The sequence below is a fragment of the Micromonospora sp. RTP1Z1 genome, assembly GCF_033804685.1.
Classification (GTDB): Bacteria; Actinomycetota; Actinomycetes; order Mycobacteriales; family Micromonosporaceae; genus Micromonospora.
Genome location: NZ_JAPFQV010000020.1, coordinates 1 through 12,397 on the forward strand (window position 1 = coordinate 1; position 12,397 = coordinate 12,397).

Annotated in this window: 13 protein-coding genes; 6 read left to right on the forward strand and 7 right to left on the reverse strand. The window is 71.4% G+C overall.

Translation table 11 applies throughout. From position 1 onward, the window contains the following. The first annotated feature begins 533 nt into the window (after window positions 1-533). On the forward strand, window positions 534-830 hold the full coding sequence (locus SLP03_RS12635; RefSeq protein WP_319460762.1) for a DUF1540 domain-containing protein: 297 nt from the start codon (window positions 534-536) through the stop codon (window positions 828-830). A gap of 31 nt (window positions 831-861) precedes the next feature. Here the strand turns inward: SLP03_RS12635 and SLP03_RS12640 are convergent, their stop codons facing one another. Then, window positions 862-2,868: a protein meaA gene (locus tag SLP03_RS12640; RefSeq protein ID WP_319460763.1), complete on the reverse strand. Its 2,007-nt coding sequence runs from the start codon at window positions 2,866-2,868 to the stop codon at window positions 862-864. Window positions 2,869-3,019: 151 nt separating this feature from the next. Here SLP03_RS12640 and SLP03_RS12645 point away from each other — a divergent pair, with 151 nt between their 5' ends. From SLP03_RS12645 to SLP03_RS12655, 3 genes are all read left to right on the forward strand, one after another. Further along, window positions 3,020-3,868, forward strand: a complete 849-nt coding sequence (locus tag SLP03_RS12645; RefSeq protein ID WP_319460764.1) for an ABC transporter ATP-binding protein — start codon at window positions 3,020-3,022, stop codon at window positions 3,866-3,868. Next, entirely contained in the window at window positions 3,865-4,710 is an 846-nt protein-coding gene (locus SLP03_RS12650; RefSeq protein ID WP_319460765.1) for an ABC transporter permease, read from the forward strand. The genes SLP03_RS12645 and SLP03_RS12650 overlap by 4 nt, the downstream gene beginning before the upstream one ends. A gap of 100 nt (window positions 4,711-4,810) precedes the next feature. Continuing rightward, on the forward strand, window positions 4,811-5,620 hold the full coding sequence (locus SLP03_RS12655) for an alpha/beta hydrolase (protein WP_319460766.1): 810 nt from the start codon (window positions 4,811-4,813) through the stop codon (window positions 5,618-5,620). 47 nt (window positions 5,621-5,667) lie between these two features. Here the strand turns inward: SLP03_RS12655 and SLP03_RS12660 are convergent, their stop codons facing one another. Continuing rightward, complete coding sequence (locus tag SLP03_RS12660) at window positions 5,668-6,516, reverse strand: 3-hydroxyacyl-CoA dehydrogenase family protein (RefSeq protein WP_319460767.1); 849 nt, start codon at window positions 6,514-6,516, stop codon at window positions 5,668-5,670. An 81-nt stretch (window positions 6,517-6,597) separates the two neighbouring features. Next, entirely contained in the window at window positions 6,598-8,037 is a 1,440-nt protein-coding gene (gene murA / locus SLP03_RS12665) for a UDP-N-acetylglucosamine 1-carboxyvinyltransferase (protein ID WP_319460768.1), read from the reverse strand. Between murA and SLP03_RS12670 the strand changes: the two genes are divergently transcribed. After that, complete coding sequence (locus SLP03_RS12670; protein ID WP_319460769.1) at window positions 8,036-8,608, forward strand: cob(I)yrinic acid a,c-diamide adenosyltransferase; 573 nt, start codon at window positions 8,036-8,038, stop codon at window positions 8,606-8,608. The two genes, murA and SLP03_RS12670, sit on opposite strands and share 2 nt — an antisense overlap. After that, the gene (locus SLP03_RS12675; protein ID WP_319460770.1) at window positions 8,584-9,003 is read left to right on the forward strand and encodes a VOC family protein; all 420 of its coding nucleotides are present in this window, start codon (window positions 8,584-8,586) and stop codon (window positions 9,001-9,003) included. The genes SLP03_RS12670 and SLP03_RS12675 overlap by 25 nt, the downstream gene beginning before the upstream one ends. Before the next feature lie 121 nt (window positions 9,004-9,124). Here SLP03_RS12675 and SLP03_RS12680 read toward each other — a convergent pair whose 3' ends face one another. From SLP03_RS12680 to SLP03_RS12695, 4 genes are all read right to left on the reverse strand, one after another. After that, window positions 9,125-9,709, reverse strand: coding sequence for a hypothetical protein (locus tag SLP03_RS12680; RefSeq protein ID WP_319460771.1), 585 nt, complete (start codon window positions 9,707-9,709; stop codon window positions 9,125-9,127). 444 nt (window positions 9,710-10,153) lie between these two features. After that, a complete protein-coding gene (locus tag SLP03_RS12685) occupies window positions 10,154-10,609 on the reverse strand; it encodes a DUF2550 domain-containing protein (RefSeq protein ID WP_319460772.1) in 456 nt (151 codons plus the stop codon). Window positions 10,610-10,621: 12 nt separating this feature from the next. Further along, window positions 10,622-10,900 carry a F0F1 ATP synthase subunit epsilon gene (locus SLP03_RS12690; protein WP_319460773.1) on the reverse strand — a complete coding sequence of 93 codons (279 nt, stop codon included), beginning with the start codon at window positions 10,898-10,900 and terminating at the stop codon, window positions 10,622-10,624. 150 nt (window positions 10,901-11,050) lie between these two features. Then, window positions 11,051-12,196, reverse strand: coding sequence for an LCP family protein (locus SLP03_RS12695; protein WP_319460834.1), 1,146 nt, complete (start codon window positions 12,194-12,196; stop codon window positions 11,051-11,053). Between the last annotated feature and the right edge of the window lie 201 nt (window positions 12,197-12,397).

Sequence of the window (12,397 nt, forward strand, 5' to 3'; positions counted from 1 at the left end):
TCGGACAGATCAGTGCGATACGGACGGCGAGGAGTCGTCATACATCGATCATCGCGAACCGCTCCGCTCGAGCCCAGCAAGGCATCAACCGGCGTGTATTAGATCCAACCCGACCAAGACGCCCTCTGAGTGGTGGTTGCCCTGTGACCTGGGTCGCGTGGATACGCCGCTGGCCGGCACCCCTGTCTCGGGGTGCCGGCCAGCGGCTTGTCAAGCGTCTTCGGTTGTCAGCTGTTCCAGTGCTGGCCGACGAGGTCGGCGGCCTGCTGCTCCCACTGGGCGTAGGCGTCCGGGTAGGCCGACACCTGCACCGTCTGGGCGGCCTGGGTCAGCGGCATGTCCTGCCAGCCGTCGACCTGCTACGACCGCCGGCCCGCCATCATTCCGGGGCCTGTCCCAGCCCGCCCCAGGCAACCGGCACGGGGCGCGGTCAGACCGCCCACCGGGACCAGAACGCCGCGCAACCGCCGGAAAGGCCCGAGCGCGAAACGGTCAAATGCCTAAAATGGGACCCAGAGCTAAGGAGGTCACCGATGACCGCGGCGATGGAGATGCCCCGGGTCCAGGAATGCGCCGTCGCGTCCTGCGCCTACAACCACACCAACGACTGCCACGCCTTCGCCATCACGATCGGCAGCAGCGACCACGCCCACTGCCACACCTTCGTGGAGCTGCCGGTCCGCGGCGGAATCGACCAGCTCGTCGCGCAGGTGGGCGCCTGCTCACGCTCGGACTGCCGGCACAACTCGGACCTGGAGTGTCACGCCCCGGCGATCACCGTCGGCCCGGCGATGGACATGGCCGACTGCCTGACCTACCAGAGCCGCTGACCCGGCCGGCACGAGTCGGCGGCCCGAGGGCTCAGCGCAGGCCGTTGGACTCGCGGATGACGGTGACGAGCTGATCGATGATGCCGGTCAGCGCGAAGTCCTTCGGGGTGAAGACCCGGGCCACCCCGGCGGCCCGCAGCGCCTCCGCGTCCCCGGCGGGGATGATGCCGCCGACCACCACCGGCAGGTCGCCCCGACCGGCGGCCCGAAGGCCGTCCAGCACCGCCGGCACGGCGGCCAGGTGCGAGCCGGAGAGCACCGAGAGGCCGACCAGATCCACGTCCTCCTCGACGGCGGCGGCGACGATCTGCCCGGCGGTCAGCCGGATTCCCTGGTAGACCACCTCGAAGCCGGCGTCGCGGGCGCGTACCGCGATCTGCTCGGCGCCGTTGGAGTGCCCGTCCAGGCCGGGCTTGCCGACCAGCAGCCGCAGCCGGCCGCTGCCCAGCTCGCGCGCGGTGGCGGCGACCCGCTCGCGGACGGACCCGAGCCCGGCGTCGCCGCCGGCCCCGGCGCCGCCGGCGAGGCCCGTCGGCGCCCGGTACTCGCCGAAGACCTGGCGCAGCGCGCCCGCCCACTCGCCGGTGGTCACCCCGGCCCGCACGCACTCCAGCGTGGCGGCCATCAGGTTCGTGGTGGTCGCGGCGTCCGCGCGAAGCCGGGCCAGTGCCGCGTCGACCGCCGGCCCGTCCCGACCGGACCGCCATTCGCGTACGGAGGCGGTGGCGGCCGCCTCGACCGCGGGGTCGACCTGCTCGACGGCCTCGGCGCCGGCCGCGGTCAGCGGGGACGACTCGGTCTCGGTGAACCGGTTGACGCCGATCACCACGTCGGCGCCGGACTCCATCCGCCGACGCCGATCGGCCAGCGAGGCGACCAGGGCGCTCTTGAGGTAGCCGGTCTCCACGGCGGCCACCACGCCGCCCATCTCCAGCACCTTCTCCAGCTCGACCCGGGCCCCGGTGACGATCCCGTCGACCAGCGCGGTCATCACGTGCGAACCCTCGAAGAGGTCGGGGTATTCGAGCAGGTCGGACTCGTACGCCAGGACCTGCTGCATCCGCAGCGACCACTGCTGGTCCCACGGGCGGGGCAGGCCGAGCGCCTCGTTCCAGGCGGGCAGCTGCACCGCGCGGGCCCGGGCGTCGCGGGAGAGGGTCACGCCGAGCATCTCCAGCACGATCCGCTGGATGTTGTTCTCCGGCTGGGCCTCGGTCAGGCCGAGGGAGTTGACCTGGACGCCGAACCGGAACCGGCGCTGCTTCGGGTCGGTGACGCCGTACCGCTCCCGGGTGATCTCGTCCCAGAGCGCGCCGAACGCGCGCATCTTGGCGTTCTCCTCGACGAAGCGCACCCCGGCGTTGACGAAGAAGGAGATCCGCTGGACGACGTCGCCCATCCGCTCGGCGGGCACCTGGCCGGAGTCGCGGACCGCGTCGAGCACGGCGACCGCGGTGGCGAGCGCGAAGCCGACCTCCTGCACCGGCGTCGCACCGGCCTCCTGGAGGTGGTACGAGCAGATGTTGACCGGGTTCCACTTCGGCATCTCGCGCAGCGTGTACGCGATGACGTCGGCGGTGAGCCGCAGCGACGCCGCCGGCGGGAAGATGTACGTCCCGCGGGACAGGTACTCCTTGATGATGTCGTTCTGGGTGGTGCCGGCGCAGCGGGACAGCTCGGCGCCCTGCTCGGCGGCGACCGTGCCGTAGAGGCCGAGCAGCCACATCGCCGGCGCGTTGATGGTCATCGAGGTGTTCATCCCGGCGAGCGGGATGCCGTCGAAGAGGGCCCGCATGTCGCCGAGGTGCGCCACCGGCACGCCGACCCGGCCCACCTCGCCGGTGGCCAGCTCGTGGTCCGGGTCGTACCCGGTCTGGGTGGGCAGGTCGAAGGCGACCGACAGGCCGGTCTGCCCCTTCGCCAGGTTGCGGCGGAAGAGCGCGTTGGTCGCCGCGGCGGAGGAGTGCCCGGCGTAGGTGCGCATCACCCAGGGGCGGTCGCGCTCCGGCAGCCGGCCCGGGAGAGCCTTCTCGTCCATGGCCGGAGTCTAAGTTACCGTTCAGTAAAACGGGCTGTGGAAAACCACACAGGTCCATGTCGTGGACGTCCGGGGGCAGAGCGCGCGCCATGGTCCCGACCACCACACCCCGGGCGCCCCGCGCTGGCGCCGAGGTCGCACACTTGACGGCATGGATGACGAGCTCGCGATCTCCGTACGGGGACTGCGCAAGGCGTACGGCGACAACGTCGCGGTGGCGGGAGTGGACCTCGACGTCCACCGCGGTGAGGTGTTCGCCCTGCTCGGCCCGAACGGCGCGGGCAAGACCACCACCGTGGAGATCCTGGAGGGCTACCGGCAGCGCGACGCCGGCGAGGTGTCCGTGCTGGGCAGCGACCCGGCCCACCCGGACCAGGACTGGCGCTCACGGGTCGGCATCGTGCTCCAGGGCACCGGCGAGTTCGACGAGCTGACCGTGGGCGAGGTGGTCCGGCACTTCTCCGGCTTCTACGCCGACGGCGACGACCCGGACAAGGTGATCGAGCGGGTGGGGCTCGGCGCGAAGGCGAAGGCCCGCACCCACACCCTCTCCGGCGGCCAGAAGCGCCGCCTCGACGTGGCGCTGGGCATCATCGGCCACCCCGAACTGCTCTTCCTCGATGAACCGACCACCGGCTTCGACCCGGAGGCCCGGCGCGAGTTCTGGGAGCTGATCCGGGACCTGGCCGCCGCCGGCACCACCATCGTGCTGACCACGCACTACCTGGACGAGGCCGAGGCGCTCGCCGACCGGGTCGGCGTGATCGCCGCCGGACGGTTGATCGAGGTGGCCCCGCCGGACCGGCTGGGCAACCGGCAGGAGGCCCTGGCCACGGTCTCCTGGCGTACCCCGGACGGGACGCCGGAGCGTACGGAGAGCGCGACGCCGACGGCCCTGGTGGCGGAGCTGGCCGCGCGCTACGGCGGCGAGGTCCCGGGCCTGACGGTGACCCGACCGACCCTGGAAGACGTCTACCTGAAGATGATCGGACACCGATGACAACCACCACGAAGCCGGCGGCCCCGGTCGCCGCCGCCCCGGCCCGGCGGGTCGGTCCGGGCTCCCTCGCGCTGCGGCAGGGGCGGCTGGAGATCACCCAGTTCCTGCGCAGCCGGGAGTCCGTCGTCTTCACGATGGGTTTCCCGATCATCATGATCCTGATCTTCGCCTCGATCTTCAGCGGCGAGATCGGCGGCGGGGTCAAGTTCACCCAGTACTTCATCACCGGCATGATCGCGACCGGCCTGATGACGGTGAGCTTCCAGAACCTCGGCATCTGGATCCCGATCGAGCGGGACCGGGGCGTGCTCAAGCGCTACCGGGGCACCCCGATGCCGAAGTGGGTGTGGTTCGCCGGCAAGGTGATCATGGTGGTGGCGATCGGCGTGGCCGAGACCGCTCTGCTCCTGACTGTCGCCGTGGCGCTGTTCGACCTCAAGCTGCCGGACACCGCGGCGAAGTGGCTGACCTTCGGCTGGGTGTCCGTGCTGGGGGTGACCGCCTGCACCCTGTGCGGGATCGCCATCTCGTCGCTGGCCCGCACCGCACGCAGCGGATCCGCCGTGGTCACCCCGGTCGCCCTGGTGCTCCAGTTCATCTCCGGGGTGTTCTTCGTCTTCACCGAGCTGCCCAGCTGGATGCAGCAGGTGGCGGCGTTCTTCCCGCTGAAGTGGATGTGCCAGGGCCTGCGCGCGGTCTTCCTGCCGGAGAGCTTCGGTACCCAGGAGCCGGCCGGCTCGTTCGAGCTGGGCCGGGTCGCCCTGGTGCTCGCCGCGTGGTGCGTGGTCGGCCTGATCCTCTGCCTGCGGACCTTCCGCTGGACCACCCGGCGCGACGGCTGAGCTGCCGCCCGGCGGACCCGCCGGCCGCCGCAGCACCCGGGCATGATCCCGCCGGGCAACCGGGCGGTCAGCCGGGCCGGCGGGTGTCACACTCGCCTGCATGGCTCACCCTCTGACCCGGCGCCGGCTGCTCGCGGCCGGCGCCGGCACGGCGGCGCTGGCCGCGCTCGGCGGCCTCACCGCCCGGGAACTGTCCCGCCCCCGCCCCGGGCCGGTGCCCGCGCTTCCCGACGCGCCGGCCGGAGACGAACGCCTGATCCGCATCGCCTCCGCCGCGCGGGGCCGCGAGGTGGACTTCTGGACCGCCGTCCCCGAGGGGTACGGCGACGGCCGCGGCCTGCCCGTGTGCCTGGTGTTGCACGGCGCCTCGGCCACGCCCCGGGACTTCGGGCGCTTCGGGCTCGCCCGCTTCCTCACCGACGCGGTACGCCGGGGCGCACCGCCCTTCGTGCTCGCCGGTGCCACCGGAGGCCGGCTCTCCTGGCGCCGCTCCGGGGCCGACGACCCGCAGCGGATGGTGCGCGAGGAGGTGCCCACCTGGTGCGCCCGGCGCGGCTTCGACGTCGACCGGACGGCAGTCTGGGGCTGGTCGATGGGGGGCTTCGGCGCGCTGCTGCTCGCCGAGGCGTACCCGGGATGGTTGCGCGCGGTGGCCGCCTTCTCCCCCGCGGTCCGGCCCGGAGACGCGGTGTTCACCGGGGCGGCGCGGCTGCGCGGCACCCCGGTCGGCCTCTGGTGCGGCCGGCAGGACAACTTCCTCCGCGACGTGCGCGCCCTGGCCGGGGAGCTGCCCGAGCCGCCGGTACGCGCGGCATGGGCGGACGGCCGGCACAACTTCGCCTACTGGGGCACCGTGATCCCGGACGCCTTCGCCCTGCTCGGCGCCGCCCTCAGCCGGCCCCGGCCGTGACCGGTCGCGGGCAACGGACGGTGCCGCCCGCCGCCCGCGCGGCCGGCTCAGTACGTGTAGAAGCCCCTGCCGGTCTTGCGGCCCAGGTCACCGGCGGTGACCATGCGCTGGAGCAGCTCCGGCGGGAAGAACTTCTCGTCGGCGGTGTCGGTGTAGATGTTCTTCGAGGCGTGCAGCAGCACGTCCACGCCGGTCAGGTCGGTGGTGGCCAGCGGGCCCATGGCGTGGCCGAAGCCGAGCCGGCAGGCGGTGTCCAGGTCCTCCGCCGAGACCACGCCGGACTCGACCAGCTTGACCGCCTCGACGACCAGCGCGGAGATCAGCCGGGTGGTGACGAAGCCGGCGATGTCCCGGTTGACCACGACGACCGTCTTGCCGATCTCCTCGGCGAACGCCTTCACCGTCGCCAGCGTCTCGTCGCTGGTCTTGTAGCCGCGGACCAGCTCGCAGAGCTTCATCATCGGCACCGGGGAGAAGAAGTGCGTGCCGACGACCGACTCCGGCCGCTCGGTCACCGCCGCGATCTGGGTGACCGGGATGGCCGAGGTGTTGGTGGCCAGCACCGCGTCGGCCTTGCAGATCTTGTCCAGCGCGCGGAACACCTCGTGCTTGATCTCCAGCCGCTCGAAGACCGCCTCGACCACGATGTCCGCGTCGGCGACCGCCTCCAGGTCCGTGGTCGGGGTGATCCGACCCAGCGCCGCCTCGACCTCGGACGCCTCGATCTTCCCCTTCTCGGCGAACTTCTCCAGCGACTTCCGGATGCCGTCGACGCCCCGCTTGGTGGCCGCGTCGTCCAGGTCCCGCAGCGTCACCTGCCAGCCCGCCTGCGCCGCCACCTGGGCGATGCCCGAGCCCATCAGCCCGGCACCGACGACCGCGAGTCGACCCGCCATCTGCTTTCTCCCTCGCTGCGATTGAGTACCTGCCAGCACCCTAGTCGGCGAGCCTGAACGACGGCTAAGCCCTCTCCGGGGTCAGATCTCCAGGGTCGGCTCGTCCGGGACCGTGCCGCGCTCGACCTCGATCCCGAGGGCCCGCAGGTCGGCCACGAAGTCCGGATAGCCGCGGGCCACGTGATGCACGTGGGAGACCTCGGTGACCCCGTCGGCGCAGAGCCCGGCGATGATCAGGCCGGCGCCGGCCCGGATGTCGGTGGCGCGGACCGGGGCGCCGGAGAGCCGGTCCCGGCCACGTACCACGGCGTGGTGGCCGTCGGTCTTGATGTCCGCGCCGAGCCGCATCATCTCGTTGGCGAACATGAACCGGCCGTCGAAGATGTTCTCCGTGATCAGCGACGCCCCGTCGCTCACCGCGGCCAGCCCGATCGCCATCGGCAGCAGGTCGGTGGCGAAGCCCGGGTAGGGCAGGGTCACCACGTCCACCGCGGTCGGGCGGTCGTCCATCCGTACCCGGAAGGCGTCGCCGCGGGTCTCCACCAGGCCACCGGCCGAGACCAGCTTGTCCAGCGCGACCTCCAGGAACGCCGGGTCGGTGCCGGTCACCGTGACGTCCCCCCGGGTCATCGCGGCGGCGAACGCCCAGGTCCCGGCGACGATCCGGTCCCCCACCGTGGCGTGCCGCACCGGGCGCAGCTCGGGCACTCCCTCGATGTGCAGGGTCGAGGTCCCCTCCCCCTCGATCCGGGCGCCCATCCGGATCAGCATCGAGCAGATGTCGACGATCTCCGGCTCCCGGGCGGCGTTGTCGATCACCGTGGCGCCCCGGGCCAGCACCGCCGCCATCACCAGGTTCTCCGTCGCGCCGACGCTGGGGAAGTCCAGCACGATCTCCGCGCCGTGCAGACCGTCCGGGGCGGACGCGATGACGAAGCCGTGCTCACCGGAGATGTCCGCGCCCATCCGGGTCAGCCCGGAGATGTGCATGTCCAGGCCGCGGGAGCCGATCGCGTCCCCGCCGGGATGGGCCACCCGCACGTACCGCCGGCGGGCCAGCAGCGGACCGAGCACGCAGATCGACGCGCGCAGCCGCCGGACCAGGTCGTAGTCGGCGTCCGAGCCGGGCCGCGCCGGCACGTCGATGACGACCGAGCGGGAGCGCTCCACCCCGCCGCGGGCCACCATCGGATCGACCGGGTCGTCGGCGCCGAACCGTACGCCGCAGCCGAGCCGGCGCAGCACCTCGCCCATGATGGCGATGTCGGTGATCCGGGGAACGTTGGTGATCACGCTCCGCCCGGGCGCGAGGAGCGCGGCCGCCATCAGCTTGAGCGCGGAGTTCTTCGCCCCGACGACGTGGACCGTGCCGGCCAACCGCGCGTCACCGCGCACCCGGATGACGTCGACGTCGCTGACCGCCGGATCACCGGCGTCACCCGGGCCCACTCCGGCTGGCCAGCCGGCCTGATCCGGCCGAGTCGGGATGGTCAGGTCCGGTATCCGTAGGCTGTGCGTCATGGCCGTCCACCTCACGCGCATCTACACCAAGGCCGGCGACGCCGGCATGACCAGGCTGAGCAACAACGAGCAGGTGCCGAAGACCGATCCACGGATCGCCGCGTACGCGGATGTCGACGAGTGCAACGCGGCGATCGGCGTCGCACTCGCGCTGGGGCAGCTCGACGACGAGCTGCGGGCGGTGCTGGGGTCGATCCAGAACGACCTGTTCGACGTCGGCGCGGACCTGTCCACCCCGGTCGAGCCGGACCCGGCGTACCCGCCGCTGCGGGTCACCGAGGAGTACGTGGAGCGCCTCGAGGGCTGGTGCGACGAGTACAACGCACGCCTGAGCAAGCTCGACTCCTTCATCCTCCCCGGCGGCACCGCTGGCGCGGCGCTGCTGCACGTGGCACGGACGATCGCCCGACGCGCCGAGCGTGCGGCGTGGGCCCTGGTCGGGCACGACCCGGACCGGACCAGCCCCCTTCCGGCAAAGTATCTCAACCGGCTCTCCGATCTGCTCTTTATCCTGTCAAGAACGGCAAATCCGGACGGAGATGTGCTATGGGTGCCGGGCGGGAAGCGCTGACCGTCGGCGCGTTGCACCACGTCGAGGTCTGGGTGCCGGACCTCGACGTGGCCCGGTGCAGCTGGGGCTGGCTCCTCGGCGAGCTGGGTTGGACGCCGTTCCAGGACTGGCCGGCCGGCCGGTCCTGGCGGCTCGGCCCGACCTACCTGGTGCTGGAGGAATCCCCCGGGCTCTCCGGCAAGGTGCACGACCGGCTCGCGCCGGGGCTCAACCACCTGGCCTTCCACGCCGGAACCCCGGCCGCGGTGGACGCCCTGGTCGCCGCCGCCCCCGATCACGGCTGGGACCTGCTCTTCCCGGACCGGCACCCGCACGCGGGCGGCCCGGGGACGTACGCCGCCTACCTCGCCGACGGGCAGGGGTACGAGGTGGAGCTGGTCGGCTCGACCGACTGACTTCGGTGGTTGCGGTTCGACCGTCCACTGGTCGCGGTCGTTCTGCGGTACCTGGACATGCCGCTGGCCGGCACCCCGGTGTTGGGGTGCCGGCCAGCGGCATGTCACGCGTGTGCGGTTGTCAGCTGTTCCAGTGCTGGGCGACGAGGTCGGCGGCCTGCTGCTCCCACTGGGCGTAGGCGTCCGGGTAAGCCGACACCTGCACCGTCTGCGCGGCCTGCGTCAGCGGCATGTCCTGCCACCCGTCGACCTGCTTCAGACCCTTCTCGAACGCCATCGTCGCGTACTCGGGGTCGGTGATCTGCTCCGGCGTACCCCAACCCGAGGTCGGACGCTGCTGGAACAGGCCCAGCGAGTCGTGGTCGTTGGCGTCACCCAGATGACCCAGGTTCTCCAACTTCGACTCCTGCAAGCTCGTGGCGATCGAGATGACCGCGGCCCGCTCCGGCAGACCCGCCTTCTTCGTCGCCGCGATGATCGCCTTCACATTCCCGGTCTGCTCACCGTTCAGCGCGATCTTCGACTGGGCGCCCTGCACACCATGCGGAATCAGCTTGCCCATGTCCGGCTTGTCAGCCTGCACCGCGGCGGCCTTACCGGCCACCGGGCCCGTGTCGGCGTGAGCGGCGATCGGACCGGCGAACACACCACCGGTGAAAGCCAGACCAGCAACACCCAGCACGCTCTTACGCAGAATCGAGTTCACGATGAAGCTCCTTGGGGGGTTGGCGTCACCGCCGACGGGGGTCAGCAGGACACAAGCACCGTCAGGCGCCCAAAGTTTCAAGGGGAAAGTCTCTGCCCGATCCGACCGCGGGGCGGGGGCCTCTTCACGGCGCCGGGACCATATGTAACGACCGCCGGCCCGCCATCATTCCGGGGCCCGTCCACCAGCCCGTCGAGCGGGCCAGGTACTCGGTCGTACGCGATATGTAACGACCCCCGGCCCCCCACCATTCCGCCGCCAGCATGCCACCGGTCACACCCAGAAACCGGACAACCCACACCAGAGACCCGACCCGCCGGCAACCACACCCACCAGACCCTGACCGCCCGGAGCCGGGCACGGCGGGCCACACCCCCCACCGCAACCACCCACGAACCGCAAGCGACATCCGGCCGGCGGACTAGAAGGGGAAGCCAGCAGAAGTCAGGCGGCGGGCCAGTCCTGGGAGGCCATACGCGGCGAGACCGCCCCGGGCGGGGCGGCCTCGAGCCAGGAGAGGAAGCCGGTGACCGTGGACCGCGCCATCGCGATCTCCACCGGCGCATGGTTGCTGGTACAGCGGAGGATCACCCAGTCGGCGGGCATGGAGAGGCGCTCCTGCCCCTCCGGGAGCCGGCGGCGCTCCACAGCCAGCCCTTTGCGGGAGAGCACCCGTTTGGGGCGGAGGGCGAAGCTGAACATGCGGTACCACCGCAGCTGATCGCCGGCGAACCGGCCGAAGCCCGGCGACCAGCCCCGGCCGTCGAGGATCGTGGAGACCCGGACGCTGAGCCGGATGATGCCTCCGCTGCGGGTGAAGAGGGTCCGCCGAATGAAGAGGATCAGAAGCGCGGCGAGCACGACCGCGACGCCGATTCCGATCCCTTCCACGATCTCCATCGGCGGGTCGGCTCAGCGGGCCGGAGTAGCGGGGGTAGCGCTCTCGGCGAGGACCGTGACGCCCTCACCGGACACGGAGAGGAAACCGCCGGCGACGTCGTACGCCACCTGCTGGCCGCCGGCCTGCTTGATGCGGACCTGGCTGGGCTCCGCGAGCTGGCCGAGCAGCGGAGCGTGGCCCGGAAGCACACCCAGCTCACCCTCGGTCGTCCGGGCGACGACCATCTCGGCCTCGCCGGACCAGACCTTCTCCTCGACGGCTACGAGCTCGACGTGAAGCTGCTGTGCCACGCTGTCTCCTTGCTGCGGCGGCGAATTGCCGAAAGTCTAGTCGCGTACCTGAGGGCCACCCAACGCGGGTGGCGAGAGCTGCACCACGGGGAGCCTTGCGGTGCCACGCCAGCCGGCCCCGGCGTGCGCCGGGGCCCACTCGCGCTCAAATTAACTGTTCTTCTGCTTGAAGTCGGGATGCTCGAGCATGAACGCGTCCACCCGCTCGGTGCGGATGGCGGTGAAGAAGTCCTGCGCCGTCGGCAGCAGCCGCTCACCCTTGTACGCGGAGCCGGTGCCGATGCCCCCGCCGGGCAGCTTGATGGTCTCGATCGAGTCGGACCGGATGTTCTTCAGGGCCAGCGCGTAGTCGACCACGCTGTTGCCCCGGCCGTTGAAGATCAGCGACTGGCCAGCGGCCCGGATCACCCGGTCCAGCTTGACCGGGTTGGTCACCACGTCGGCGCTGAACGCCTGGTTGACCATCGCCTTGATGAACTGCTGCTGGTGCCGCTGCCGGCCGTAGTCGGCGTCCGGCACGCCGTTCTTCGGGTAGCGCTGGCGCACGTAGTCCAGCGCCTGCCAGCCGTTGAGGTGCGCGTCGCCCTTCTTGTACTCCGCCTGCGGGCCGAGGTAGCCCCCGCCGCCCGGCCTGAGCTCGCGCATGGTGCCGTCCGGCTTGCGGTGCTCGGAGCGCACGTCCCGCTCGATGTTCATGTCGACGCCGCCCATCGCGTCGACGATCTTCTTGAAGCCGGTGAAGTTGATGATCGCGCCGGCGTCGAAGCGCGGGATTCCGGTGACCTGCTGCACGGTCTGCGCGAGCAGCTCGAAGCCGCGCGCGGCATCCGGGTTCTGCCCCGGGATCCGGCTGCCGTACGACATGGCCGCGTTCAGCTTGTCGGTGCCGCCCGGGTAGTTCGCCTTGGGAAACTTCGGGATCTCCACCCGCAGGTCCCGGGGCAGCGAGAAGAGGTAGCCCCGGTCCATCCCGGCCGGCACATGCAGGATCATGATCGAGTCCGCCAGCGGCGGCATCGTCGGGTTGCGGGGGTCGATGCCCACCAGCAGGATGTTCAACGGACCCTTGACGTTGCTCTTGCGCTCCCGGGCGCCGGCCGCCTGGTCGCCGAAGAGGTCGCCCTTGCCGACCGCCCCCTCGTAGCGGGACAGCAGCGCCTCGTAGCCCGCCAGCACGCCACCGCTCAGCAGCATGAGGACCACGCCGAAGACGGTGCACACCCGGGCCCACCGGGGAACGCCCCGCCAGAAGGACCGCTTGCCGTCGCCGTCCGTGCCGGCCTTACCCACGAGCATCTCCATTCGTCACGCCCACGACTGGAAGACGGGCGCACGGGACCGTTTCGTTGCATATATCGACGCCCAGGATGTGAGCGTCGTGCCACGAACGGTACCCCGGGTCTCGTGGAACCGCTTGCCGCCGAAGCGGACATCTGCTATTACCTGCCCCCAAAAGGATGGAGGCCACCCCGGCTAACGCCGGGATGGCCTCCATTG